Raw genomic sequence first — 26,937 nt, forward strand, 5'->3', positions numbered from 1 at the left:
TTTCCACGGCGTGACGACACATGACGACGATGCGGGCCACCCCGGATCGGGGCCTCTACGACCCCTCTGATGAACGCGATGCCTGTGGCTTCGGCCTGATCTCCACGATCGGCGGCGACGCCTCGCGCACGATCGTCGACGGCGCGCTGCAGGCGCTCGGCCGGATGGCGCATCGCGGCGGCATCGCGCCCGACGGTCTGTCCGGCGATGGCTGCGGCGTACTGCTGTGCGGCGTCGATGCCTTCGTCGCCACTCTCGCAGCGGAAGCCGGCTGCCCGCTGCCCGACGGCCTGCGTGCCGCCGGCATGGTGTTCCTGCCGCGCGACGCGGACGCGGCCACGCAGTGCCGGGACGCGCTGGCGGCGTGCCTGGCCGACAGCGGCGTCACCGTTGCCGGCTGGCGCACGGTGCCGGTGGATGTCGACGCCTGCGGCGCCCTCGCCCGTGTCTCGATGCCGCTGATCGAACAGGTGTTCGTCTCCGCCGAGGGCAGCGACGTCGACGCCTTCGAACGCACGCTCTATCTCGCCCGCCGCCGCGCCGAACAGACACTGCGCGAGGTCGACGACTTCTACGTGGTCGGGCTGACGCCCGGCCTGCTCGGCTACAAGGGCATGGTGCTGCCGAGCCATCTCACCCAGCTGTTCCCGGATCTCGCGCGCGCGGATCTCGCGGCGAAGACCGTCGTCTTCCACCAGCGCTTCTCGACCAATACGCTGCCGCGCTGGCGGCTGGCGCATCCGTTCCGGCGGCTGGCGCACAACGGCGAGATCAACAGCATCGAAGGCAACCGGCGCTGGGCGCAGGCGCGTCGCGGTGTGTGGGCCTCGCCGCTGCTCGACATCGGCGAGTTCGACGAAACCGTCACCATGCACGGCTCGGATTCGCAGACGCTCGACAACATGCTCGAGTGGATGCTGCTCGGCGGCATGGACCTGCTGCAGGCGATGCGCATCCTGATGCCGCCGGCCACGCAGTCGCTGGAATACAAGGACGCCGATCTCGCCGCGTTCTACGAGTACTACGCGATCAATTCCGAGCCGTGGGATGGCCCGGCGGGTGTGGTGATGTGCGACGGCCGCCATGCCGCGTGCACGCTCGACCGCAACGGCCTGCGTCCGGCGCGCTGGACGCTGTCGCAGGACGGCGTCTTCGTCATCGCGTCCGAAGCCGGCGTCTGGGACGTCGCGCCCGAACGCGTCAAGGCCAAGGGCAAGCTGGGCCCGGGCGAGATGATCGCGATCGATCTGACCACCGGCACGCTGCTCGACAACGACGCGATCGACGAAGTGAACCGCGCGCGTGCGCCGTACAAGCAGTGGCTCAAGCGCGGCATGAGCTATCTGCATTCGGAACTGATCGATCCGGCGCTGGCCGCCGAACCGTTCGCGCCCGATACGCTGCTCGCGTTCCAGAAGCTGTTCCAGCTCACGCGCGAGGAACAGGAATCGGTGCTGCGGCCATTGGCCGAAACCGAGCAGGAAGGCATCGGCTCGATGGGCGACGATGTGCCGATGGCGGCGATCAGCCAGCGCGTGCGCCCGCTCTACGACTGTTTCCGCCAGGCCTTCGCCCAGGTCACCAATCCGCCGATCGATCCGCTGCGCGAAGGCGCGGTCATGACGCTGTCCACGCAGATCGGCCGCGAGGGCAACATCTTTCTCGACTGCGCCGAGAACGTGCACCACGTGCTGCTGAATTCGCCGGTGCTGTCGCAGCGCAAGCTGCGCCAGCTGCTGGCGCTGCCTCGCTTTGCCGACGCCAATCTGCTGATGCACCTGTACTTCGATGCCGAGACCGAAACGCTGGAAGGCGCGCTGCGCCGGCTGTGCGCCGAGGCCGAAGCCGCGACGCTGGCCGGTGTCGAGATCCTGCTGCTCAGCGACCGCTATCCCAAGCGCGGCACCGTGCCCGTGCACGCGCTGCTGGCGACCGGCGCGATCCATCTGCACCTGGTGCGCGCGGGTCTGCGCTGCGACGTCAACCTGGTGGTCGAGACCGGGACCGCGCGCGATCCGCACCATTTCGCCTGCCTGATCGGCTTCGGAGCGACGGCGGTCTATCCGTATCTCGCGTTCCAGACCCTGCACGCGCTAGGCCGCCGCGGCGTGCTGGCGACCAAGGTCGGCAACGAACATCTGCAGCTCGGTCGCAGCTATCGCCGTGGCATCCGCAAGGGCCTGCTGAAGATCATGTCCAAGATGGGCATCGGCAGCATCGCCAGCTATCGTGGCGCGCAGTTGTTCGAAATCGTCGGCCTGGCGCCCGAAGTCGTCGACCTGTGTTTCGAAGCGACGCCCTCGCGCATCGGCGGCGCCGGCTTCGCGCGTCTGGAAGCCGACGCCCGCCATCTCGCCGAGCAGGGCTGGGACGACACCGCCCTGCCCGAGCCGGGCGGCCTGCTGCACTACGTGCACGGGGGCGAGTACCACCAGTTCAATCCGGACGTCGTGACCTCGCTGCAGCGCGCGGTGCTGACCGGCGAGCGCGAGGACTGGAAGCGCTACTCGGACTTCGTCGACATGCGTCCGCCTGCGGCGCTGCGCGACCTGCTGCGTCCGAAGGCGGCGACGCCGATCTCGATCGACGAGGTGGAGCCGGTCGCCTCGATCGTGCGCCGCTTCGATTCTGCGGCGATGAGTCTCGGCGCGTTGTCGCCCGAGGCGCATGAAGCGCTGGCGATCGCCATGAACCGTCTCGGCGGCCGCAGCAATTCCGGCGAAGGTGGCGAGGATCCCGAGCGCTACGGCACCGATCGCCGCAGCAAGATCAAGCAGATCGCGTCGGGCCGTTTCGGTGTCACGCCGGAATACCTGATCAATGCCGAAGTGCTGCAGATCAAGGTCGCACAGGGCGCCAAGCCCGGCGAAGGCGGCCAGCTACCCGGCAGCAAGGTCAATCCGCTGATCGCGCGCCTGCGCTACGCCAAGCCCGGCATCGGCCTGATCTCGCCACCGCCGCACCACGACATCTATTCGATCGAGGATCTGGCGCAGCTGATCTTCGATCTGCGCCAGATCAATCCCGACGCGCTGATCTCTGTGAAGCTGGTCAGCCACGCGGGCGTCGGCACGATCGCCGCCGGCGTGGTCAAGGCCGGCGCGGATCTGATCACGATTTCCGGGCACGACGGCGGCACCGGTGCGAGCCCGCTGGGCTCGATCCGCTACGCCGGTGCGCCGTGGGAACTCGGCCTGTCGGAGGCGCGCCAGGCGCTGCAGTTCAACGACATGCGCGACCGCGTGCTGCTGCAGACCGACGGCGGCCTGAAGAGCGGCCTCGACGTGATCAAGGCCGCGATGCTCGGCGCCGACACCTTCGGCTTCGGCACCGCGCCGATGATCGCGCTGGGCTGCAAGTATCTGCGCATCTGCCATCTCAACAACTGCGCGACCGGCGTGGCCACGCAGGACGAGCGTCTGCGCGCGCACCACTACAAGGGCCTGCCCGAGCGCGTGGAGACGTTCTTCCGCAACGTTGCCGAGGACGTGCGCGAACATCTGGCCGCACTCGGCGTGCGCTCGCTCGACGAGATCGTCGGCCGCACCGATCTGCTGGAGCAGCACCTGCGCCACACTCGCGACGCGGTCGACATCGACCTGTCGATGCTGCTGCGCCGCGATCCCGACAAGCCGCTGTCGTATTGCGGCACGCCGGCGCTGCAGTCGCCGCCCGACGGTCTGGCCGCGGCGCTAGACGCGCGCGTGTCGAAGGCGATCGAACGTGGCGACGGTGGCGAATTCGACTTCGAGATCCGCAACACCGACCGCAGCATCGGCACGCGCCTGTCGGGCCTGATCGCACGCCATCATGGCAATACCGCGATGAGCGATCGCCCGGTCACGCTGCGCCTACGCGGCACGGCCGGCCAGAGCCTCGGCGCGTTCAACGCCGGCGGCCTGCACATCGATCTCGAAGGCGAGGCCAACGACTACGTCGGCAAGGGCATGGCCGGCGGCCGCATCGTGCTGCGTCCGCCCGCGGGCAGCGTGTTCGAGTCGCGCAGCACGCCGATCCTCGGCAACACCTGCCTGTACGGCGCGACCGGCGGCGAGCTATACGCCGCGGGCCGCGCAGGCGAGCGCTTCGGCGTGCGCAATTCGGGCGCGGTCGCGGTCATCGAAGGCGCTGGCGATCACTGCTGCGAATACATGACCGGCGGCGCGGTCGCGGTGCTCGGCCGCATCGGCCTGAACTTCGGTGCCGGCTTCACCGGCGGCATCGCCTACGTGCTCGATCTCGATCGCGATTTCGTCGACCGCTACAACCACGAGCTGATCGACATCCTGCGCGTCACGCCTGAGGCCTTCGACAACTACCGCTCGCACCTGCGCGATCTGATCGAGACCCACGCACGCCTGACCGGCAGCGCGTGGAGCGGACGCCTGCTCGACGAGTTCCGCGATTTCGTCGGCAAGTTCTGGCTGGTCAAGCCGAAGGCCGCGAGCCTGGAAGCGCTGGCCGAAGATCTGAGGCGGGCAGCTTGAGGGCCGTGATTGGTGGATTGGTGATTGGTGATTCGGAACGGCAATCGGCCGCGCACGTCACGATCTCTGCGTGCTCACCAATCCGTCCCGTGCAACAAAGTATCAGTCGGTGCACAACCGCACTTTCGAATCACGAATTACGAATGACGAATCACCGCTCCTTCATCACGAATCACCGCCCATGAAACGCGACGTCTTCCGCTTCCTCAACGAACCACGCGAGATGCCCGACAAGGTGCCGCTGCCGCTGCGTACGGACGGCGACTGGAACGAGCTCTACGGCGGTTTCGAAGACCGCGAGGCGGCGCATCAGGCCGACCGCTGTCTCGACTGCGGCAATCCGTACTGCGAAGCCAAGTGCCCGGTGCACAACTACATTCCGAACTGGCTCAAGCTGGTGCAGGAAGGCCGCCTGCTCGAAGCCGCGGCGCTGTGCCACGAGACCAATCCGCTGCCGGAGATGTGCGGCCGCGTGTGTCCGCAGGACCGGCTGTGCGAAGGCGCGTGCACGCTCGACGACGGCTTCGGCGCGGTGACCATCGGCGCGGTCGAGAAGTACATCGTCGACACCGCGTTCGCGCAGGGCTGGCGACCGGATCTGTCCAAAGTCGTCGCGACCGGTCGACGTGTCGCCGTGATCGGCGCCGGGCCTGCCGGCCTGTCGTGCGCGGATCGTCTTGCGCGCGCCGGCATCGTGGCCGTCGTGTTCGACCGCTACGAGCAGATCGGCGGCCTGCTGCAGTTCGGCATCCCGAGTTTCAAGCTCGACAAGTCGGTGATCGCGACGCGCCGTGAAGTGCTCGAAGGCATGGGCGTGGAGTTCCGCCTCGGTGTCGAGATCGGCAAGGACGTCGAGATGGACACGCTGCTCACAGAATTCGATGCCGTGTTCGTCGGCACCGGCGCCTACCGCTACACCGATGGCGGTCTGCCCGGCCAGGATCTGCCCGGCGTGCTGCCGGCCCTGCCTTTCCTCGTGCACAACGGCCGCATCGTCACCGGCGGCGACACCTGGGGCCGTCCGGTCGCGGGCTGGGAAACCTCACTGACGCTGCCGAAGCTCGAAGGCAAGCGCGTCGTGGTGCTCGGCGGCGGCGACACCGGTATGGACTGCGTGCGTTCCGCGGTGCGCCTGGGCGCGGCCAGCGTGACCTGTGCGTACCGGCGCGACGAAGCCAACATGCCAGGCTCGGCGCGCGAGGTCGGCAACGCGCGCGAGGAAGGCGTGCGCTTCCTGTTCAACCGCCAGCCGCTCGGCGTCGACGCCAACGACGCCGGTGATGTCGCCGGCGTGCGCGTGGTCGAGACGAAGCTCGGCGAACCCGATGCCAATGGCCGCCGCGCCGCGGTGCCGGTCGACGGCACGGAATCGCTGCTCGACGCCGACGTCGTGATCATCGCCTTCGGTTTCTCGCCGGTGGTGCCGGAATGGCTCACGACGCACGGCGTCGAAACCAGGGGCAACGGTCGCATCGGCGTCGGCGGCGAACGCCGCCTGCCCTACCAGACCGCGCACCCGAAGCTGTTCGCCGGCGGCGATGCCGTGCGCGGCGCGGATCTCGTGGTGACCGCCGTGCAGGAAGGCCGGGACGCCGCCGCCAGCATTGCGCGGATGCTGCGTCGTGACGCGGCCCGCAAGGTTTCGGCGCTCGACGCGGCCTGAATCCGCATCGCGACCACCCGGGTCTGAACGGACCCGGGTTTCCCCACGCGCGCGCGCGCCGCATGATGTCGCCATGCGTGTCCTCCTTCTCCTGCTGTCTGCCGCTGCATTCGCGCCGGTCCCATCCGCTGCGGCCGCGCAGGACGACGTCCGCGTCTACCGCTGCACCGATGATCGCGGCCGCATCGCGCTGCGCGATTCGCCCTGCGGCGACGGCCAGCAGCAGGAAGTCCGCACGATGCTGCGCCCGGTCGACGGCAGGCCGCTCGAGCGGCCTGCGCCGCCGTCACCGCCCGCTCCCGCCTCCGCGCCGCCGCAGGTCATCGTGGTCAACGCGCCACAGCCGATGTACCGCTGCGTGCGTCCGGACGGCAGCGACTACACCAGCGATTCTGCGGACGGCAATCCGCGCTGGGTGCCGCTGTGGACGATGGGCTACGGACCACCGCGCGGCCGGCTGCCGTTCGCGGACCGCGGGCCGTCCGTGGATGCCGGCGCACGCACGCGCAATCCGCCGCGCCATGGCGGGGGTTACGGCGGTGGGTATGGCGCTGCCGGCACCTGGATCCGCGACGAATGCCGGCCGATGCCGCAGGCCGAGGTCTGCCGCCTGATCGTCGAACGGCGCGAGGTCATCCGGCGCCGCTTCTTCAACGCCCAGCCGACCGAGCGCGAGCAGCTGCGCGGCGAGGAATCCGCGATCACCGCGCGACTGGCGCAGGACTGCGGTCGATGACCGGCGGCAGATATCTGTCAGCCGGCCTGACCGCGCTGCTGGGATCGATCGTGCTGCTGGCACCGTCGCCGGGGCATGCCGGCCCGACGGTGATCTATCGCTGCACCGCGGCCGATGGCGCGGTGACCTTCCAGAACGGCACGCCCTGCGGCGCCGGCCTGCAGCAGCAGCGCCGCGTCATCGACATTGCCGCGCCGCTGCCCGCCTTCGTGGCGCCGCCGGCCGCGCCCGATCCGATGCCGTCGGTCCCGCTGATCTCGGTGACGCCCGCGCTGACGCCGGTCACGCCGCGCGACCCGGACGCCGAACCGAAGCCCGCGCCGCCGGCGCTGTATGCCTGCCGCGTCTACGACAACAGCACCTACTGGCGCGAGGACGATACCCCGCCCCCGCGTTGCCGGCCGCTGCAGACCGTCGGCATCGGCGGACTGCCGGGCATGGGCGCCGGACAGGCCTGCGAGCGCCACGAGGACGTCTGCCAGGCCGTGCCCGCCGAGGACCTGTGCCGCAGCTGGGACAACCGCGTGCGCGAGGCCGAGTTCCGATGGCGCTTCGGCGACGGTTCGGAACGCGAACCCGCACGCATCGAATACGAGCGTCTGTTCAACCAGCTGCAGGCCAGCGCCTGCAGCGATGCGCCGGGCTGATCGCGCGGCTTACAGCCAGCGCCGCACCGCGCGCCGGTACTCGGCGTATTCGGGGCCGAAACGCGCCTGCAGCTGCGATTCCTCGAACGGAATGATCGCGTACTGCAGCGACAGCAGCGGCAGCGGCAGCACCGCCAGCGTCCACGGCAGGTCCAGCATCAGCGCCAGCCCGACATAGGCCATCACCAGGCTGACGTAGACCGGGTTGCGACTCACCCGGAACGGACCGCGCAGGATCAGCCGGGCCGGCGTGTGTGCGGGAATGATCGTCGTGCGCCGCCGGTAGAACAGCGCGAACGACCACAGCGTCAGCACCAGTCCCGCGTTCGCGAGCACCGTGCCGGCCAGATGCAGGGACGGCCGCAGGCCTTCCGGCGGCAGCGGCAATCCGAACAGCTGCTGCAGCGCAGCGCCGGCGACGAACGCAACAACACACTGCACCGGCGACGTGCTGCGGACCAGCCACGACGCACGCGGCCCCCTGCCGACGGACTCAGAAACCATGGCGCAGGAATCCGCCGTCGACGGCAATGCATTCGCCGGTGATGTAGGCCGCCGCCGGCAGACACAGGAAGGCCACCGCCGCTGCGACCTCTTCCGGCTCACCGATGCGCCCCATCGGCGTGCGCAGCAGCACCTCGTCCAGATAATCCGGGTCGGCCAGCGCCTCGGACGTGCGCCGCGTGCGGATATACCAGGGCGCGACAGCGTTGACGCGCACGCCGTCCTCGGCCCATTCGACGGCCAGGTTGCGCGTCATCTGGTGCAGCGCGGCCTTGCTCATGCCGTAGACCGCACCGGTGCGCACATGGGTGATGCCCGACACGCTGCCGACGTTGACCACGCTGGACGCCGCATGCCGCACCAGCAACGGATGCGCGTACCGCGTGAGCTCGAACGCGCTGAACACGTTGACCTCGAAGATCTCGCGCCACTCGTCCTCGTTGTAATCGGTCGCGGCGCGCGGCGCGTTGCCGCCGGCGTTGTTGACCAGGATGTTGAGGCCGTCGCCCTGGTCCTCGACCCAGTCGAGAATCTCGCGGCGCTGATCCTCGTCGACGACGTCGGCGATCAGCGCGCGCACGTCGGCGTCGGGGAACTCCTCGAGCAGGTCGTCGCGCGTCGATTCCAGCGCGTCGCCGTTGCGGCCCACGATGAGCACGGTCGCACCGAAGCCCACCAGTTCGCGCGCGATCGCGCGACCGATTCCGGCGCTGCCGCCGGTCACCAGGGCCAGTTGTCCGTCCAGGCGCCAGCGCTGCGGATCCATCGACATTCCCCCGAAAACGAATGCGCGTAGCATAGCCGGCGAGTCCGCGCCGGGAGTGTTCCGATGTCGAAATTCCGACCATCCGCCTGCGTGCTGTCGATACCGCGCCGTCGTGCATCGACCGCCGCAGTCTGCGTCCTCGCGCTCTACGTCGCGGCGTGCACACCGCCGCCCGACACGCCGACCGACAAACCCACCGAACCGCGCGCGACCGGATTGCGCGATGCGGTGCTCGCGCCGCTCGACACCGCCGAGGGCGCACAGACGACGGTCGACGAGGCCGCCGCCAAGCAACGCCAGGCAATCGAGGACGCTGGCGGCTGAGCATTGCAGCGCGCTTCGCTGCGATCGGCGCAGACGCGCTTCGATAAAAACGGGTCTGGATCTTCGGCCGTGTCCGCGCAGTTGCGGGGTGATGTCTTCGCGACGCGCGAGGCGACGGCTGTGTCCGCGCCCGGCAACACCGCTCGCATCACGACATGGCCGCGAACGCGAGCTGATCCCGCGCGCACGGCCATGCGCGGCATCCGCCGCATGACGTCGCGCATGCATCGCAGCGAGTCTGCGAAAGACCCCCGGACAAAGTTACGCCGGCCTGCATCACGTTGACCTGCATCCGGTCGCGACGCGAACGCAGGCGTGCAGTGCGGCGATGCGATGGTGATCGTGTACGTCCGCATTGCGCGTGCCGTCATGCGCAACGAGCGCACATCTGCAATGCAGAAAAACCGCTGGAAACAGGGCGTTTTTCGCATGCTGTTCGGACGCCGCACCGGATGCGCTGCAGCGCGTTCCGACGTCACCTTCAAGGTCCGTACGGCACGGGATGTTATGATGCGTCCCTGTTGGACCGGTTTTCCGGCGCGATCTTCGCGTTTCCGATGTCTGGTCCACCCCTGCGCTGCCCCGCCGATGACCGGCACCGCCAGCGTGTTCTGCCTGGTATGCGCCCATTGCCGACTGCGGTCGGCACGGCGCACTGCGTGTTTGCATCGGCACCCGGCACGCGTCCACTTCTCCAACGACGAGGACCCCGCACACGATGTCGCATCCCTTTCCCGAACAACCTCTCCCGAACTGGCGCCGCGCCGTCATCAAGGTCGGCAGCAGCCTGTTGACCGATGGCAAGGGCCGGCTCGGCAAGCGCAACGCCGCCGCGCTCGCCGGCCTCATCGCGCAGTTCCATGCCCAGGGCCGCGAAGTCCTGCTGGTGTCGTCCGGCGCGGTGGCCGCAGGCCGCGGCCTGATGGCCGGCACGCGCACCGGCCTGGTCCAGCGCCAGGCACTGGCCGCGCTCGGACAGGCGCCGATGCTGGCGTTGTGGCAGGGCATGATCGAACAGCCAGTGGCCCAGGTGCTGCTGAGCCACGACGACCTGCGCAACCGTCGGCGCTATCTCAACGCGCAGAAGGCGCTGCTCGAGCTGCTGCGCATCGGCGCGCTGCCCATCGTCAACGAGAACGACACCGTCGCCGTCGATGAACTCAAGCTCGGCGACAACGACAATCTTGCAGCAGCCGTCGCGACGCTGGTCGACGCCGACATCCTGCTGATCGCGACCGATACCGGCGGCCTCTACAGCGGCCATCCCACGCATGATCCCGACGCGCGTCCACTGTCGCGCATCGACGCGATCACGCCCGAGATCATGCGCATGACCCAAGGCGGCGCCGGCACGCTGGGCACCGGCGGCATGTATACAAAGCTGGAAGCGGCGACGAAGGCCGCGGCCGCCGGCGTACACACCGCGCTGTTCTGCGGCCGCGACCCCGCCGCGTTGTCGGCCCTGGGCAACGACCGCCTGCGCGGCACCTTCATTCCCGCGCATGGCGAACGCCTGGTGGCGCGCAAGTTGTGGCTGCGGCACACGCCGCCGAGCGGCGGCGTGCTGCGCGTCGATGCCGGCGCGTTCGAGGCGATGACCGAGCGCGGCGCGTCCCTGCTGCCCGGCGGCGTGGTCGCGGTCGAAGGCGACTTCAATCCCTCGGCCATGGTCGACGTCATCTGCGTCAAAGGCCGCCGCCTGGCCCGCGGACTGGTCCAATATCATTCGGCCGACCTGCAGCGCATCGCCGGTCGGCACAGCCGCGAGATCGAAGGCGTGCTCGGCTTCCACAACGGCCGATCCGTCATCCGCCGCGAAGACCTGGTGCTGCTGAGCCCGGCTGCGTCGGTGCTGCAATGAACCTGAAGGAGTTCCCCATGACCGGTTACGTCCGCCCCCTCGCCGAGCGCGCCCGCGCCGCTTCGCACGTCATCGCCAGCCTGGAGCCGGCGCAGCGCGCTGCCCTGCTGGTCTCGATGGCCGATGCGGTTGCTGCAGGTCGCGACACCATCCTCGCCGCCAACGCCGCCGACATGGCGCGTGCGGAACAGGCTGGCCCCGTCGGTGCGATGCTCGACCGCCTGCGTCTCGACGCCGGCCGCGTCGACGGCATCGTGACCGCGATCCGCGAGATCGCCAGCCTGCCCGACCCGGTCGGCCAGATCACCCGGACCGAAACCCACGCCAACGGCATGGTGGTCGAAAAGGTGCGCATCCCGCTGGGCCTGATCGCGATGATCTACGAAGCCCGTCCCAACGTGACCGCCGACGCCGCCGCGCTGTGCGTGCGCGCCGGCAATGCCGTGCTACTGCGTGGCGGCTCGGAGGCGCGCGACAGCAACGCCGCGATCGCCGCGTGCCTGCATGCGGCGCTGCGCGCGCACGGGCTGCCGGTCGAAGCCGTCGCGCTGATCGAGGACACCGCGCGCGAGCACGTGCTGGAACTGTTGCAGCTCAGCGATCTCGTCGACCTGGCGATCCCGCGCGGCGGCGAACGCCTGATCCGCTTCGTCGCCGAAAACGCACGCGTACCGGTGATCAAGCACTACAAGGGCGTCTGTCATCTGTACGTCGACCGCGCGGCGGATCCGGCGCTCGCCCTGCAGCTGGCGATCGACGGCAAGCTGTCGCGCCCCGGTGTGTGCAACGCGCTGGAAACGATGCTGGTCCACACCGACCTGGCGGACGGCTGGCTGCCCGGCGCACTGGCCGAACTCGGCGCGCGCGGCGCCGAGATCCGTGGCTGCGAGCGGACACGTGCGCTGTTTCCGGACGCAAGCGCAGCGACGGAAGAAGATTACGCGGCGGAGTTCCTGTCGCCGATTCTGGCGGTGCGCGTGGTCGATTCGATCGACACCGCCATCGCGCACATCCAGACGCACGGCTCGGATCACACCGAAGTCATCGCCACCGGCGATACCGCCGCGGCCGACCGCTTCGTGCGTGGCATCCGCAGTTCCGCGGTGATGGTCAACGCCTCGTCGCGCTTCAACGACGGCGGCAGCCTCGGCCTCGGCGCGGAGATCGGCATCTCGACCACGCGCCTGCACGCCTACGGCCCGATGGGTCTGGAATCGCTGACCATCGAGCGCTACGTCATCCGCGGCGCCGGCCAGGTCCGGCATCCGGAATCGGCGCTCGCCGCCGGTTGAGTGCGGCCCGCGTGCCGGCGTCCTGTGTGGATGCCGGCGCGCTGCGTGAGATCGATGCTGCACCGGCGCACCCGCGTTGACACCACAACGCCCATCGAGACAGCGCGCGCGACGCGCATCCGGCAGCGTCCCGGGCAACGCTGATCAAGCCCGCCTCTGCCCGTCATTCCCGCGGCATTCAACAGACGCACGTCTGGTCAGGCGGGAATCCAGGGGCTTTCAAATCATTGGAAGTGAAGACACTGGATTGACCAGCCGTCCGGCTGCTGAAAAGCGCATCCGCTTTCACGGGAATGACGGATTTTTTCAGCGTTGCACTTACCAGTCCGTCGGCCTGTAATCCTTGAGGAACTGGCCCCAGACGTGGTTCCCGGTATTGATGCCGTCGATGATCGGATCGACGATGCGCGCCGCGCCGTCGACGATGTCGAGCGGCGGGTGGAAGCGCTCCTCGACAATCTTGCGCTCGGCGATCTCCACCGGATCCTCGTCGGTCACCCAGCCGGTGTCGACGGCGTTCATGTGGATGCCATCGCCGTGGTAATCCGCGGCCGAGGTGCGCGTCATCATATTGAGCGCGGCTTTCGCCATGTTGGTGTGCGGATGCTTGGTGGTCTTGAAGTTGCGGTAGAACTGCCCCTCGACCGCGGACACGTTGACGATGTGCTTGTCGCGTTCGGGCGTGCGCACCATCAGCGTCTTCAGGCGCGCGTTGAGGATGAAGGGCGCGACCGCGTTGACCAGCTGCGTCTCCAGCAGCTCGACCGCCGGCACCTCGTCCATCTGCAGGCGCCAGGAATTGCGCCCGCGCAGATCGACCTGCTGCAGATCCTTGTCGACACGGCCTTCCGGAAACAGATGCGCCTGGCCGACCAGTTCGTCGGCGAGCAGCGGCACCTGCGACAGTTCCGCGGCGCGTGCGAGACCGGCGCGCCCTGCGCTGCTCTCGACCAGTGACTGGCTGCCGCCCGGCAGCAGATCCGCCGCGCGCAGGCCTTCATAACCGCCGACGAGCTTGCGCACGTGCTCGGGCAGTTCGTGCAGCGCGGCGGTCTCGCCGGCCATCATGTGGGCGTAGAACGCCGGCGGACGGCGCACGGTCTGGCAGGCGTTGTTGACGATGAAATCGAGCCGGTCGCGCGTCGCGACGAGTTCGGCGCAGAACGCCTCGACGCTCGGCGTGTGGCGCAGGTCGAGGCCGAACACTTCCAGCCGGTCGCCCCACTCGCCGAAATCCGGCTCCTGCGCGTAGCGCTGCGCGGAATCGCGCGGGAAACGCGTGGTGACGATCAGCGAGCAGCCGGCGCGTAGCAGTTTCAGGCCGGCCTGGTAGCCGATCTTGACCCGGCCGCCGGTCAGCAGCGCGACGCGCCCGGTGAGGTCGGCGGTCTCGGTGCGCTTGATGAAGTTCAGCGCCGCGCAGGTCGGGCACAGCTGGTCGTAGAAATGATGGATCTGCGTGTACTTCTGCTTGCAGACGTAGCAGTGCAGCAGCTCCGGCGATTCGGCGAACCGGGGTTCCTCCGGCGCGGCATTGCGCGGATCGTGCTGGCCGGGCGGCTGCGGCGGGAAATAGTTCGGCGTGGTGAACACCGGTTTGCTGCGCAACACGCGGATGCCGGTCTGGTCGAGCAGCGCCTCGGTGCGGCGCGCCTTCTCGCGATTGGCCTCGCGCAGCGCTTCCTTGGCCTGCTTGCGCCGCGCGCGCGGCTCCGGATGGTGCACGACCGCCACCGCCTGCAGCAGACGGATGCGATCTGCGTCCGGCAGACCGTCGAGCACGCTGCGGTCGTCGCGGATCGCCTCGAGCAGTTCGAACGCGATGCGTGCGCGCTGCGGCAGGGAGTCGTCGGCGTCGGAGGCCGGAGGCGGAGCAGAGGTCGAATTCAAGAGCGTGTCCGTGGGCGTGCGCGACCCAGACGGCGTGGCGCGCCGGTGTCGAGCGGGGAAAGCGTGCGGTGCATCGGCGGGTCGGCCGTCGCGGGCGTGGAGTGGTCGCGATGCCGGCGCGGGGCGCCTGGTGCGTGACCGTGCCGGGATCGGATGGGATCCGCGACCCGGGCATTTTCGCCGATTGGCGGGGGCTGTGCCATTGGGGGACTGGGAGAGGTCCAAGGGGCGCCGGCTTTCACGGGCTTGGCCCTTGGATCCGTCATCCCAGCGAACGCTGGGATCCATTTTTTGTGGTGCGGCCGGCAGCCTCGGTGCACGCCTCCAGCAACGAGGGGCGTTTTCAGACAGCGCTGGGCAACCGCCGTCATCCCCGCGTAGGCGGGGATCCACGGACGTTGCGCCCTCCAGAGCCAAAGTCCTTGGATTCCCGCCTTCGCGGGAATGACGATTTCCGCGATTCGTGAACCGTTCGAAAGCCGGCCATCCCCGTCAGAACGTCCAAAACGATTCGCTAGAGATGGCGCTAGCGCTTCACCGGCTGATACACGATGAAGATCACCAGCTCCTCGTCGCCGATCTGGTCCAGCGCATGACGGTCCCCATTGCGGGTCAGGATCGCGTCCCCCGGCCCGACCTCGCGGACCGTGTCGTTCAGCGTCAACCGGCCACGGCCCGACAGCACGTAGTAGATCTCGTCCTTGTCGTTGACGTGGTCGCCGATCGTCGCGCCGGGATGAAAGGCGCGCTTGCGGAAGATCAGGTCGAAGCCGGTGGCGTCGGAGAAGAACGGATACGCCGTCGTCGTGCCCTGCCCCTCGTGAGGGCCGGGCTGTTCGATCGCGATGTCGCGCTCCTGCACGACCACCGATGGCGACACGGGCGCCAGAGGCGGCGCCGGCAAGGCATTGCACTCGTCGGCCGTCACGGCCGTCACCGGCGCCTCGGCGTCGATGCCGCGCCAGCCGGCGGCGACGAGACAGGCCACCGCCTCGGCGCCGGCCTCGCTGAAATGGGTGCCATCGGTCTTGCCCTGCGTGAACATGAAATAGGGCTTGGCGCCTTCTTCCCCGTGCACGCGGATCCAGTCGCTGGACGTGGCGTTGAGATCGATCAGCGCAACGCCTTCGCGTTCCGCCAGCGCGTGCATCGCCAGCGTGTAGCGGCCATGCGTGTCGACCAGCGAGCGGAAGTCGTAGAGCAGGCGCGCGACCGGGGTGATCAGGATCGGCGTGGCGCCTTGCTTGCGGGCGACCTCGATATAGCGCTGGAGAAAGCGCGGGTAGTCGGTCGCCGGATCGGTGTAGCGCGTGGCGTCCTCGCGCTTGGCATCGTTGTGGCCGAACTGGATCAGCAGCACGTCGCCTGCGCGAATCTCGCTGGCGATCGCGTCGAGCCGGCCTTCGTCGATGAAGCTGCGCGTGCTGCGCCCGCCCACCGCGTGGTTGCGGACCTCCCAGCCTGCGGCGGTCCAGTCGGGAAATTTCTGGCCCCAGCCGGCCTGTGGCGCGCGCTCGGCGCCGTAGGTCGCCGCGGTGGAATCACCGGCGATGAAGATGCGGTGCGGCGCGGGCGATGCGGCGAACGCGGTGCCCGTGGCAGTCAACAGCAGCAGCGACAACAGATATTGCATCGTGAGGGCGCTCCGCAGGAATCGGGGTGGCACCACAGGCCGCCGCACTCTGGCGGCGGCCTGCGTCGTGCAACGGTGTCGCGCGGGGCTTACTTGCCCAGCACACCCTTGACGTAGGCGACGATGGCGTCGTCCTGGGCGTTGTCGAAGAACGCCTTCTGGAAGCGCTCGCCGCCGACGGCCTGCTTCACCAGTTCCTGGTCGATCGCCTTCAGGCCTTCGACGAAGTCCTTCGAGGCGCCCTTCTTGACGTCGGCCAGGATGCCGGCGTTGGTCATCTGCGATTCCTTGCGCTCGGCCGGGTAACCCTGGCCGCGCTCGCCGTCGAACGCCTTCTCGAAGATGTAGCGGATGTTGATTTCCGCGCCCCAGCCGTAGCCCTTGGCGAACGGGAGTGCCAGTGCGTTGCCGTTGTTGACCTGCGCGAACAGGAACGCGTCGGTCGGCTCGATGCAGTAGCCGCAGTACACGCCCGGCCAAGCATTGAGCGACATCAGCGCGCCCTGGCCCGTGCCGCAACCGGCGACGACGAAATCGACGGCCTTCGCATTCAGCAGCAGCGAGGCGCAGATGCCGAGGTGGATGTAGGTCAGGCGGTGGTCGTTGTCGCCGTCCATGCCGACGTTGAAGACCGTGTGGCCCTTGTCGGCGGCGACGGTGTTGAGCTGCTCCAGCACGACCGGGTTCTTGGCGGCCTGGCTGAATTCCTGCATCAGTGCGATTTTCATTGCGTGTCTCTCTTGCGTGTTCGAAGGGATAAGAAACGACTGGCCCGCCGTCATGGCAGACCGGTCGGAAAACGTGCGTGGATCAGCGTGCGAGCCAGCCGCCGTCGACCGGGATCACCGCGCCGTTGACGTAGTCGGACGCGCGGCTGGCGAGGAACACCGCCGTGCCGCCGAGATCCGAAGGCTCGCCCCAGCGCGAGGCCGGGATGCGATCGAGGATCGACTTGTTGCGGGCTTCATCGGCGCGCAGCTGCGCGGTGTTGTCGGTCGCCATGTAGCCCGGCGCGATGGCGTTGATGTTGACGCCTTTGCCGGCCCACTCGTTGGCGAGCAGGCGGGTGATGCCGGCGATGCCCGACTTGCTGGCCGTGTACGACGGCACGCGGATGCCGCCCTGGAACGACAGCATCGACGCGATGTTGATGATCTTGCCGCTGCCCTGCGCGATGAAATGACGGCCGACGGCCTGCGACAGGAAGAACGCGGACTTGATGTTGACGTTCATGACGTCGTCCCAGTCCTGCTCGCTGAAATCGACCGCGTCGGCGCGGCGGATCAGGCCGGCGTTGTTGACCAGGATGTCGACGCCGCCGAGGCCGTCGAGCGTTTCCTGCAGCAGGCGCGCAACCGGCTCGATGCTGGTCAGGTTGGCTTCGATCGACACGAACTTGCGACCCAGCGCCTTGACCTTGGCTTCGGTCTCGGTCGGCGGGCTGATGCCTGCCGCAGCGATATCGGCGCCGGCTTCCGCCAGTGCCACTGCGATGCCCTGTCCCAGGCCGGTGTTGGCGCCGGTGACCAGCGCGACCTTGCCTTCGAGACTGAACGGATTCGTCATTGCGTTGCTCCCTGTTGCGATACGGGTGGTGGCCACGTGCGGCCGGTTACTTGAGCTGGCAGATGTCCAGCACGTGCATGTCGGTGTAGTCGAGGTTCTCGCCGCCCATCGCCCAGATGAAGCAGTAGTTCGACGTGCCGGCGCCCATGTGGATCGACCACGGCGGCGAGACGACGGCCTCGTTGTTCTGGACCACGATGTGGCGTTGCGCGTCCGGCTCGCCCATGAAGTGGTAGACGCGGTCGGCGTCGCCGAGATCGAAGTAGAAATAGACCTCGCTGCGACGGTCGTGCAGATGCGGCGGCATCGTGTTCCAGACGCTGCCCGGCTTGAGGATCGTCAGGCCCAGCAGCAGCTGCGAGGACTGGCAGGTCGCCGGCACGATGTACTGGTAGATCGTGCGTTCGTTGCTGGTCTCCAGCGCGCCGCGCTCGAGCGGCACCGCGTCGGAGATCGAGATTTTCTTCGTCTCGAAGCGCGCATGCGCCGGTGTCGAAGCGAGATAGAACTTCGCGGGCGAGGACGCGTCGTCGGACGCGAACACGACGTCGGCGCTGCCCATGGGCACGTACAGACCGTCCTTCGGCGCGAGCGCATACGCGGTGCCGTCGACGGTCACCGTGCCGGCGCCTGCACCGACATTGACGATGCCCAGCTCGCGACGCTCCAGGAACGGACGTCCGGCCGCGGAGGCGGGCTCGGTCTGCGCAGGCAGCGACAGCGGACCGGCGACCGGCGAGGCGCCACCGATGACGAAGCGCTCGTAATGCGTGTAGCTCAGCCGGATCGCATCGTCGGCGAACAGACCGTCGAGCAGATACAGATCACGCAGCGCGTCGTTGTCGATGCCCTGCATGACGCCCGGATGGGTCGCGTGGTAGGTCTTCTGGTACATGGCGGACTCCTGACGAGTGCGCGGATGCAGCGCGGACATTCGATTCTAGAGGGTTCGGTAACCGGTGTCATACCGCGCCGCGGCAAACCGCGACCGCATGCGGTCCGCGCCGGTATTCAGGATGGAACGGCGCCCGGTGCATCCGGCACGCCCGGCCTCAACCGGGCGGCTGGCAGGAATCGCGGACGATCAGGTGCGGCCGCACGCTGGCCAGCTGGCGCGGTGCGCCTTCGGCCTGCAGCAGCATCGCCGCCGAGATGCGGCCGGTGTCGCGTGTGTCGCGGCGGACCGAAGTCAATGGCGGCCACAGGCGCGAAGCGAGCGGACTGTCGTCGTAGCCCACCACCGACAGCTGACGCGGAATGCTGATGCCCGCGCGCATGGCGACGCGATAGACGCCCGCGGCCATTTCGTCGTTGCCGCAGAAGATCGCGGTCGGCCGCTTCTTGGCACCGATCAGGGTCTCGGCCGCCGCCACGCCGGATTCGAAGGTGTAGCCGGCCTCGACGACGCGCGCCTTGGGCAGCTCGATGCCGCGCTTCTGCAGCGCCGCCACGAAACCCTGCGACCGTTCGATCGAGGAGCGGTAGTCGCTGGGGCCGGTGATCATCGCGATGTCGGTATGGCCGAGCGACTGCAGGTAGTCCGCCACTTCCGCCGCGCCGTCATGGTCGTGGGTGACCACCATGCGCTCGGGCGTGTCCATCGACACCGCGGCGATGCGTACGTAGCGCACGCCGATCTCGGCCAGCATGTCGGCCAGCGCCTGGTCCTCGGACACACGCGGCACCAGCATCACGCCGTGCAGCTTCTGCTGCTGCACGAAGCGGCGTACGCCGTCGATGTAGTTCGGGCTGCGGCTGTCGCAGGGGTGCACCACCAGCTCGAAGCCCGAGCCGCGCAGGGTGTCCAGCGCGCCGTACTGCATGTTGACGATGAACTGCGCGGTCGGGTTGTCGTAGACCATGCCGATCAGGAACGAACGACGGAAGGCCAGCCCGCGTGCGAGGGGATCGGGCACGTACCCGACCTCCTTCATCAGCGTCTCGACCTTCTCGCGCGTGTCCTGGCGGACCAGCGGGGAGTTGTTGATGATCCGCGAGACGGTTTTCTTCGACACGCCGGCAAGCCGGGCGATGTCGTTGATCGTCGCCGGTCGCGCGGGTTCGCCCGCCTTCGGAATCTTGCTTTTTGCGGGCATCCGTGGCCCCCGGGGCCGATGGTCGTGCGGTGTCGCATTCTAGGCGAAGTGTGACGCCGTGCCGGCCGGCCGCTTCAGGAGGTGTTCCCGAACCCCGGATGCGCCGCGGCTGCGGGCATCCGGTCGAACCCGCACGCGCCGTCAGTCGAGGGCGCGGTAGCGGAAATTGTGGAAGGTGACATCGCCGTCGCCGGCGGCGTAGATCGCCGGCTTCAACGACAGGAAGCCGCCCGCGACGTTGTGGTGATAGCCCGAGACTTCCATCTGCACCGGGTACTTCTCCCAGGTCTGGCCGTCCTGGCTGGTGTGGATGGTCACGATGTGGCGGTCGTTTTTCACCCGCAGCCACAGCCGCCCACCGGAGCCCGGCGGCAGCACGGACGGCCGTTCCAGACCGTAGCGATGCATGACGAAGCGGTCGCCGTTGCTGCCCACGCCCACGTAGAGACGGTCGCTGTAGAACAGCAGCGCCCCGCCCTGCGCACCCGGCGCGATCTCCATCTCGACTTCGAACTCGTAGGCCTTGTCGCCGGCGATCGCGGTCAGCGGCGAGGTGTCGCGCGGCGTGCTGCCCTTGCCGCGCAGCGTCATCGCGCCATTGCCGAAGGACAGCCGGTCGTATTCGTCCTGGGTGGGATTGAAGAACGACCACTGGTGACCGAGCGCGTCGCCATCGAAATCGTCCGACAGCGCCATGCCGTGCGTGCCGACCGATTCGCCGGCGGGCATCGCCAGCGGCTGGCCGAGATCGCCGCCCTTGGCGATGTACCAGCCGTCGTCGGTCCACTCGATCGGTTCCAGCAGCGCCTGGCGGCCGAGCGTCCAGTAGCCGTTCTCGTAGCCGTGATAGATCATCCACCAGCGGTCGTCGATGCCTTCCACGATGGTGGCGTGGCCACGCGACCACCACGGTTCGTCGCGGGTGACGGTGCGCACGATCGGGTTGTGGGGCGAGTTCTCCCAAGGGCCATGGATGGACCGCGAGCGCGCGGTGATCACCATGTGCCCGGTCGGCGGACCGGCGGTGCCGCCGACGGCCGTGGTCATGTAGTACCAGCCGTCGCGGAAATTGATCTTCGGGCCTTCCTGCGCGTAGGCCTCGACGTCCCAGTCGTCCGGGTATTGCCAGCCGTCGTAGACGTGCTTGGGTTCGCCGACCACCGACAGACCATCGTCGGCCAGCTGCACGTAGGCGCCGCCGGACAGGAACAGATAGCGCTTGCCGTCCTCGCCGACCGCATGGCCGGGATCGATGTAGCGGCCGAGGCCGATGTTCACCGGCTCGCTCCACGGGCCGCGGATGTCGTCCGACCACACGACGTAGTTGCTGCGCTCGTTGCCTTCGGTGCCGCCGGTACGTGCGGGGAAATAGATGTAGTAGCGCTCGCCGTGCTTGATGATGTCCGGCGCCCAGATCGAGCCGACATTCTTCGTGATCGCATGGCCCAGCGGCTGCCAGTTCACCAGATCGCGCGAGTGCCACAGCGGCAGGCCCGGATAGGCATCGAACGAGGACAGCGTGAGGTAGTAGTCGTCACCGTCCTTGAGCACGGACGGGTCGGGCCGGTCGCCGGCGAACACCGGATTGAGGAAGGTGCCGTCGCCGAGATCGGCCTTGCGCTGATGCTCGATGCCCCGCGCCCAGGATTCGTTCGGGGCATCGGCGGTCTGCGCCGACGCCGCGAAGGTGGACGCGGCCAGGACGGCCGCACAAAGGGTGGCCGCGAGCATTGAGCGGGCAGGACGCATGCAGATCTCCAGAACGAACGGAACGGGATCGGCGAACACTCGGCCGATGACACCGCTGGTCATCGACCGTAGCAAAGCGCGACGGATTGGGCATTTTGCAATGCAGCACCGGCGCGCCCGTTCTGAACGCTCCATCGCATGGATGGCGTGCGCAATCGCAGGTGCAGCAAGCATGCGCAGCGCCCCTGCGGTACGCTCCGACGTCCCGTGCACGGCACCGAATACATGCGACGCGCGCTGCGCGCGTCCACCGGTGTCCATCGCACGCGGACTGGGGTCGGCCTGCGCATGCGGACCGACATGGGAGGGCGGCGTCGCGCCGCGACTGCATCGGGAACACAGCACATGGGCATCAGCACCAGCGGAAGCGCTACGGACGCACCGCGCGGCGGCAACACCGGCTTCATCATCCTCATCAGCTGCGTCGCGACGATCGGCGGCTTTCTGTTCGGCTTCGATTCCGGCGTCATCAACGGCACCGTCGACGGCCTGCAACGCGCCTTCAATTCCGATTCGGTCGGCACCGGTTTCAACGTCGCCTCGATGCTGCTGGGCTGCGCAGTCGGTGCGTTCTTCGCCGGCCGCCTGGCCGACCACTTCGGCCGCCGCAACGTGCTCGTGGTGGCCGCGGTGCTGTTCCTCATCTCGTCCTGGGGCTCGGGTATCGCGACCGGCTCGCTGGAATTCGTGATCTACCGCATCGTCGGCGGCCTTGCCGTCGGCGCGGCCAGCGTGATGTCGCCGGCCTACATCGCCGAGGTGTCCGAAGCGCGTTACCGCGGACGCCTGGCCACGGTGCAGCAGATGGCGATCATCGGTGGCCTGTTCGCGGCGTTCCTGAGCAACTACATCCTGGCCAACATGGCCGGCGCGTCCACCGCGGAGTTCTGGCTCGGCTACGAAGCCTGGCGCTGGATGTTCTGGGTGGAAATCGTGCCGTCGGTGATCTTCCTGGTCGCCCTGCTCTTCATTCCCGAAAGCCCGCGCTTCCTCGTTGCCAAGGGCCGCCGGGCACAGGCCGAAGCGGTGCTGACCCGCCTGTACGGCGCCGAGACCGGTCTGCGCACGCTGGGCGAGATCGAAGCCTCGCTCGCCACCGACCATCACCGCCCGCGACTGTCGGACCTGATCAACAAGGTCACCGGCCAGGTGCGTCCGATCGTCTGGATCGGCATCGGTCTGGCGACGTTCCAGCAGCTGGTCGGCATCAACGTCGTGTTCTATTACGGCGCAGTGCTGTGGCAGGCCGTCGGTTTCTCCGAAAGCGACGCGCTGCTGATCAACGTGCTGTCCGGCGCGCTCAGCATCGGCGCCTGCCTGGGTTCGCTGCTGCTGGTCGACCGCATCGGTCGCAAGCCGCTGCTGTGGATCGGTTCGGTCGGCATGACGGTGACGCTGGCGCTGGTCACCATCGCCTTCGCCACCGGCACGCTCGGCGACGACGGCCGCCTGGCGCTGTCCGACAACATGGGCCTGCTGGCGCTGGTCGCGGCGAACGTCTACGTGGTGTTCTTCAATCTCTCCTGGGGCCCGGTGATGTGGGTCATGCTCGGCGAGATGTTCCCCAACCAGATCCGCGGCTCGGGCCTGGCGGTCGCGGGCCTGTTCCAGTGGGGCGCCAACTTCCTGATCACCTGGACCTTCCCGATGCTGCTCGCGGGCATCGGTCTGGCGGGTGCCTATGGCCTGTACGCGCTGGCGGCGGCGATCTCGATCGTGTTCGTGATGCGCTTCGTCTACGAGACGCGCGGCCGCGCACTCGAGCAGATGGAGGGGTGATGCGCCTCGGCCTGGCCGCCAATCGGCGACACCACGCGAATGCGGATGCCGCACTGTTCCGCTGGCTGCAGGCCAGCGGCGACGGCCTGCGCGAGCTCGGCGTGACCCTGCATGCGGTCGGGCGGACGTTCGATGCGATCGTCCAGCGTCGCGCGCTCGCACACGACGCGCGCCTGGTGCGGTATCCCAACGGCCGCGACGGCGGCCTGATGAAACTCGTCGCCGAAGTCGTCGGTCTGGGCGAAGGGCGCACGCTCGACGGCGCGGTCTATCTGATCGATCCGGTGGATCCGTCCTCGATCTTCCCCGAAGCCATCGCGCTCAAGCGCCAGTGCGTGATCCAAGGCAAGCCCTTTCTCTCGACCGTCGCCTCCGCCCGCGACTGGGTGGAGAGCGAACGCATCCACGCCGGCCTCGCCCGCGACCCGGGCGCCGATCCGCTGCACGCGTTCGAACAGCAGACGCTGGCGCTGATCGCACACGATGCGATGAAGCCGCAGATGCTGGACTTCGCCGACCGCCATTTCGAGCTGCTGTCCCGGTTCGAGACCCGCATCGCGACCGGCACCACCGGCCAGCGCCTCAACGAACTCGCCTGGCGACGCGGCTGGCCCAGCGACCAGGCCTGGACGCAACGCTTCCAGAGCGGCCCGCTCGGCGGCGACGCCCAGATCGCCGACCTCGTCCTCGACCGCCGCTGCCAGCGCGCGGTGTTCTTCGAGGACCCGCACGTCGCGCGCCAGCACGAGGCCGACATCCAGCTGCTCGAACGTGCGGTCACCACGGTGACCGACGAGGTGGCGTGCCTGACGTCGCCGCGCGTGGCCGACCGGTGGGCGCAGGCGGCGGTGCGCCGCGCGGCGTCGACGCAACGCTGACAGCGCCAACACACCGGCGGTGAGACCGCCGCCCGTCGGACTTCGCAACCGCTCGCAGGTCGCCCTGCGCCGCGCGCCACACAGGCGCGGGTCGTCCTGCGTTGCGCATCGCCGGGCAGCGAACTGGGTCACGACGATTTCGACCTACGGACGCGCGTTCCCCGGCCTGCATGCGTGGCCGGACCGTCGGCAGCGACCCCGCGGGGTCAGTACGGGCACGACATCGACGCTCGATTGTTGTGACCGAGAATCATTCCCATTACTATCTGCGCGCCCGACGCCCGGCGCCGTCCTGTTCGAACAGGTGGCTGCAGGCGCCATCGGACGGCTCGCGAACGCGGGTCGCCTGCCCACATCTCCGCACTGGAACCCCCATGACCCGTTACGCCCCCCACCTCCCGGCCGCGCGCGCGCCGCTCACCTGTGCGTTGCTGATCGCGCTGTCCGGCCTGCCCGTCGCCGTGCTCGCGGACGACAGCACCGACAGCCAGGTCACCACGCTGGACTCGCTGCAGGTCAAGGGCGAGCGCGCGGAGGGGTATTCGGTGCGTCGCACCTCGGCCGGCACCCGTTTCGACCTGACCGCGCGCGAGATTCCGCAGTCGGTCAGCATCATCAGCCACGAGCGCATCACCGACCAGAACCTCGACGACATCATCGACGTGCTGGCCAACACCACCGGCGTGAGCAGCACCCAGTCCGACACCGAGCGCACCGAGTTCTACGCCCGCGGCTTCTACATCGACAGCTACCAGTTCGACGGCTTGCCCACGCAGATGGTGCAGAACTGGAGCTACGGCGATTCCGGCCTGGACCTGGCGCTGTACGACCGCGTGGAGGTCGTCCGCGGGGCGACCGGCCTGCTCAGCGGCGCGGGCAACCCCTCGGCATCGGTGAATCTGGTCCGCAAGCATGCCGACAGCCGGACGCTGACCGGCAGCGTGTCCTTGAACGTCGGCAGCTGGGGCCGGACCCGGACCACGGTGGACGTCACCACGCCACTCAACGCCAGCGGCACGGTGCGCGCACGCGCGATCGGCAGTTATCTGGAAACCGAATCGCAGATGGACCACTACGACCAGCGCAAGACGCTGGGCTATCTGGTGGTCGATGCCGACCTCACACCCGACACCCAGCTCAGCGTGGGCTACGACTACCAGCAGAAGCGCGCGAACGGTGCGACCTGGGGCGGCTTCCCGATGCTGTACTCGGACGGCACGCGGACGCCGTACGACGCTTCGTTCAACGCCAATCCGGACTGGACCTACTGGGATACCACCAGCAAGCGTGCGTTCGCCACCCTCCGGCATGCGTTCGCCAGCGGCTGGAACATCCGGGTCGGTGCGACGCACGACCGGAGCCAGGCGGACGACAAGCTGTTCTATCCCGCCTACAACGACTGGATGACCGGCGCATCGCTGCTCGATCGCGAGACCGGCGCCGGCGTTACGCCGTCGGCCGGTCTGTACAACACCGAGCGCGAGGTCAATGCGGTCGACGGCTACGTCGACGGCCCGTTCCGCCTGTTCGGCCGCGAGCACCAGCTGATGGGCGGCCTGAGCTACAACAGGCGCGAGTTCGCGAACTACGGCGATTACCAGGGCGGCTGGGCGCCGATGGCCTACCCCGATGACATCCGGAATTTCCCGCAGCCGGTGTGGAATCCGCTGACGCTGGCCAGCGAGGGCACGATCACCCAGAAGGCGGCCTACGCGGCCACCCGCCTGTCGCTGGCCGATCCGCTGAAGCTGATTCTCGGCGCGCGCTACACCGAGTGGAAGAGCGAAGGCGAGCTGGCGGACCGCAAGCACACCTCGACCACGCCGTATGCCGGCCTCGTGTTCGAGATCAACGACACGTATTCCACCTACGCCAGCTACACCGAGATCTTCCAGCCGCAGGTCGCCCGCGACATCGACTACAACTATCTGGATCCGATCGACGGCCAGAGCTACGAGATCGGCGTCAAGGGCGCCTGGTTCGACAACCGCCTCAACGCGTCGTTCGCGGTGTTCCGTATCGAACAGGACAACGTGGCCCAGATCACCAGCACGCCGATCCCGAGCCAGCCGAACGAGTTCGCCTACGTGGCGGCCCGCGGCACCGTCAGCCGTGGCATCGAGTTCGAAATCAATGGCGAGCTGGCGCCCGGCTGGAACGCGACATTCGGCGCCTCGCGTTACGTCGCCCAGGACGTCGATGGCGTCGACATCAACACGCGCCTGCCGCAGTCCACGATCAAGGCCTTCACCAGCTACACCCCGCGCAGCCTGCCGGCACTGACCGTGGGCGGCGGCGTGAACTGGCAGAACCGCATCTACTATCCGGTGCCGGCCTATGACCTCGAGCTGGAGCAAGGCGCCTATGCCCTGGTCAACGTCTTCGCGCGTTACCGGATCGCCCCGCAATTCAGCGCGCAGTTGAACCTCAACAATCTGCTGGACAAGACGTACCTCTCGCAGGTCAACGGCTACGGCGCGTTCGGCGAAGAGCGCAACGGCCAGCTGACCTTCACCTACAGCTTCTGATCCGGCACGGTCGTCGTGCGGTCACCCCGCATGACGACCGCCTGCATCTGCTGAGTGCACGGGCTCCATCCGGGCACTTGGCGGATCCGGCCACGAACGGCCTGACATGATCATCGGGCGCGCCTTGCACAGGTGCGCCCCCGCAGTGCCCGGATGTCGAACGTCGGCGTTCGTGTCTGTCCCGGCTGCGTCGTGGTCGCCGCGCTGGATCGGCAACCCGGCCTGGCGCCAGCCGTGGCATTCCTGATCGGAGAGTTGCTTCGGGCGCGGCCTACTCAACCCCATGCGGTCAAGGCGCGATCCGCCTTCGCTGCAACGTGGTCTCGACGCAGCGCCTCGAGCTCCGGAAGTGTCGCGTCGGACCTGGCGAGCAGCACTTCGATATCACGGGCCGCATCGGCGCACGTCCGACGGGACGCCTGTGTGGAACGCCCATGGGGACACGGCAGCTGCGCGCCTGGTCTGACAGCTTCGTCGCGCTCCCCGACCCTGCTTTTGGCGTGCGTGCGCACCTGAAACCCGGCGCAGGGCTGCGGCG

At 68.3% G+C, this 26,937-nt stretch carries 19 protein-coding genes; 10 read left to right on the plus strand and 9 right to left on the minus strand.

What is annotated here, in order from left to right; genetic code table 11:
- The first annotated feature begins 20 nt into the window (after window positions 1-20).
- From gltB to AC3A5K_RS10930, 4 genes are all read left to right on the plus strand, one after another.
- Entirely contained in the window at window positions 21-4,487 is a 4,467-nt protein-coding gene (gltB, locus tag AC3A5K_RS10915; RefSeq protein WP_487617544.1) for a glutamate synthase large subunit, read from the plus strand.
- A gap of 181 nt (window positions 4,488-4,668) precedes the next feature.
- A complete protein-coding gene (locus AC3A5K_RS10920) occupies window positions 4,669-6,150 on the plus strand; it encodes an FAD-dependent oxidoreductase (RefSeq protein ID WP_487617545.1) in 1,482 nt (493 codons plus the stop codon).
- A gap of 73 nt (window positions 6,151-6,223) precedes the next feature.
- On the plus strand, window positions 6,224-6,886 hold the full coding sequence (locus AC3A5K_RS10925) for a hypothetical protein (RefSeq protein WP_487617546.1): 663 nt from the start codon (window positions 6,224-6,226) through the stop codon (window positions 6,884-6,886).
- Window positions 6,883-7,533, plus strand: coding sequence for a DUF4124 domain-containing protein (locus tag AC3A5K_RS10930; protein WP_487617547.1), 651 nt, complete (start codon window positions 6,883-6,885; stop codon window positions 7,531-7,533). The genes AC3A5K_RS10925 and AC3A5K_RS10930 overlap by 4 nt, the downstream gene beginning before the upstream one ends.
- 9 nt (window positions 7,534-7,542) lie before the next feature.
- Here AC3A5K_RS10930 and AC3A5K_RS10935 read toward each other — a convergent pair whose 3' ends face one another.
- Entirely contained in the window at window positions 7,543-8,037 is a 495-nt protein-coding gene (locus tag AC3A5K_RS10935) for a methyltransferase family protein (RefSeq protein WP_487617548.1), read from the minus strand.
- A complete protein-coding gene (locus tag AC3A5K_RS10940; RefSeq protein WP_487617549.1) occupies window positions 8,027-8,803 on the minus strand; it encodes an SDR family oxidoreductase in 777 nt (258 codons plus the stop codon). The genes AC3A5K_RS10935 and AC3A5K_RS10940 overlap by 11 nt, the downstream gene beginning before the upstream one ends.
- A 63-nt stretch (window positions 8,804-8,866) precedes the next feature.
- On the opposite strand from AC3A5K_RS10940, the gene AC3A5K_RS10945 reads away from it, so the two are divergent.
- The 3 genes from AC3A5K_RS10945 (at window position 8,867) to AC3A5K_RS10955 (ending at window position 12,280) form a co-directional block, all read left to right on the plus strand.
- A complete protein-coding gene (locus AC3A5K_RS10945) occupies window positions 8,867-9,127 on the plus strand; it encodes a hypothetical protein (protein ID WP_487617550.1) in 261 nt (86 codons plus the stop codon).
- A 718-nt stretch (window positions 9,128-9,845) separates the two neighbouring features.
- On the plus strand, window positions 9,846-10,988 hold the full coding sequence (gene proB / locus AC3A5K_RS10950) for a glutamate 5-kinase (protein ID WP_487617551.1): 1,143 nt from the start codon (window positions 9,846-9,848) through the stop codon (window positions 10,986-10,988).
- A 17-nt stretch (window positions 10,989-11,005) separates the two neighbouring features.
- On the plus strand, window positions 11,006-12,280 hold the full coding sequence (locus AC3A5K_RS10955) for a glutamate-5-semialdehyde dehydrogenase (protein WP_487617552.1): 1,275 nt from the start codon (window positions 11,006-11,008) through the stop codon (window positions 12,278-12,280).
- Window positions 12,281-12,598: 318 nt separating this feature from the next.
- Here AC3A5K_RS10955 and AC3A5K_RS10960 read toward each other — a convergent pair whose 3' ends face one another.
- From AC3A5K_RS10960 to AC3A5K_RS10990, 7 genes are all read right to left on the minus strand, one after another.
- Complete coding sequence (locus tag AC3A5K_RS10960; protein WP_487617553.1) at window positions 12,599-14,170, minus strand: SDR family NAD(P)-dependent oxidoreductase; 1,572 nt, start codon at window positions 14,168-14,170, stop codon at window positions 12,599-12,601.
- A 526-nt stretch (window positions 14,171-14,696) separates the two neighbouring features.
- Window positions 14,697-15,803, minus strand: coding sequence for a GDSL-type esterase/lipase family protein (locus AC3A5K_RS10965; protein ID WP_487617554.1), 1,107 nt, complete (start codon window positions 15,801-15,803; stop codon window positions 14,697-14,699).
- Window positions 15,804-15,892: 89 nt separating this feature from the next.
- On the minus strand, window positions 15,893-16,531 hold the full coding sequence (locus AC3A5K_RS10970; protein WP_487617555.1) for an RpiB/LacA/LacB family sugar-phosphate isomerase: 639 nt from the start codon (window positions 16,529-16,531) through the stop codon (window positions 15,893-15,895).
- Between the two features lie 82 nt (window positions 16,532-16,613).
- Complete coding sequence (gene kduD / locus AC3A5K_RS10975; RefSeq protein WP_232138306.1) at window positions 16,614-17,369, minus strand: 2-dehydro-3-deoxy-D-gluconate 5-dehydrogenase KduD; 756 nt, start codon at window positions 17,367-17,369, stop codon at window positions 16,614-16,616.
- Between the two features lie 46 nt (window positions 17,370-17,415).
- Window positions 17,416-18,264, minus strand: coding sequence for a 5-dehydro-4-deoxy-D-glucuronate isomerase (gene kduI, locus AC3A5K_RS10980; RefSeq protein ID WP_487617556.1), 849 nt, complete (start codon window positions 18,262-18,264; stop codon window positions 17,416-17,418).
- A 157-nt stretch (window positions 18,265-18,421) separates the two neighbouring features.
- Complete coding sequence (locus tag AC3A5K_RS10985; RefSeq protein WP_487617557.1) at window positions 18,422-19,465, minus strand: LacI family DNA-binding transcriptional regulator; 1,044 nt, start codon at window positions 19,463-19,465, stop codon at window positions 18,422-18,424.
- A gap of 141 nt (window positions 19,466-19,606) precedes the next feature.
- Window positions 19,607-21,214: a family 43 glycosylhydrolase gene (locus AC3A5K_RS10990; protein ID WP_487617558.1), complete on the minus strand. Its 1,608-nt coding sequence runs from the start codon at window positions 21,212-21,214 to the stop codon at window positions 19,607-19,609.
- Between the two features lie 345 nt (window positions 21,215-21,559).
- Between AC3A5K_RS10990 and AC3A5K_RS10995 the strand changes: the two genes are divergently transcribed.
- The 3 genes from AC3A5K_RS10995 (at window position 21,560) to fhuE (ending at window position 26,399) form a co-directional block, all read left to right on the plus strand.
- On the plus strand, window positions 21,560-22,993 hold the full coding sequence (locus AC3A5K_RS10995; RefSeq protein WP_487617559.1) for a sugar porter family MFS transporter: 1,434 nt from the start codon (window positions 21,560-21,562) through the stop codon (window positions 22,991-22,993).
- A complete protein-coding gene (locus AC3A5K_RS11000; protein ID WP_487617560.1) occupies window positions 22,993-23,871 on the plus strand; it encodes a methylglyoxal synthase in 879 nt (292 codons plus the stop codon). Before AC3A5K_RS10995 ends, AC3A5K_RS11000 begins: the two co-directional genes overlap by 1 nt.
- Window positions 23,872-24,245: 374 nt before the next feature.
- Window positions 24,246-26,399 (plus strand): ferric-rhodotorulic acid/ferric-coprogen receptor FhuE, encoded by a 2,154-nt coding sequence (gene fhuE / locus AC3A5K_RS11005; RefSeq protein WP_487617561.1) that lies wholly within the window; start codon window positions 24,246-24,248, stop codon window positions 26,397-26,399.
- Window positions 26,400-26,937: the final 538 nt, after the last annotated feature.

The sequence above is a fragment of the Luteimonas sp. Soil_C_5 genome (assembly GCF_057656615.1).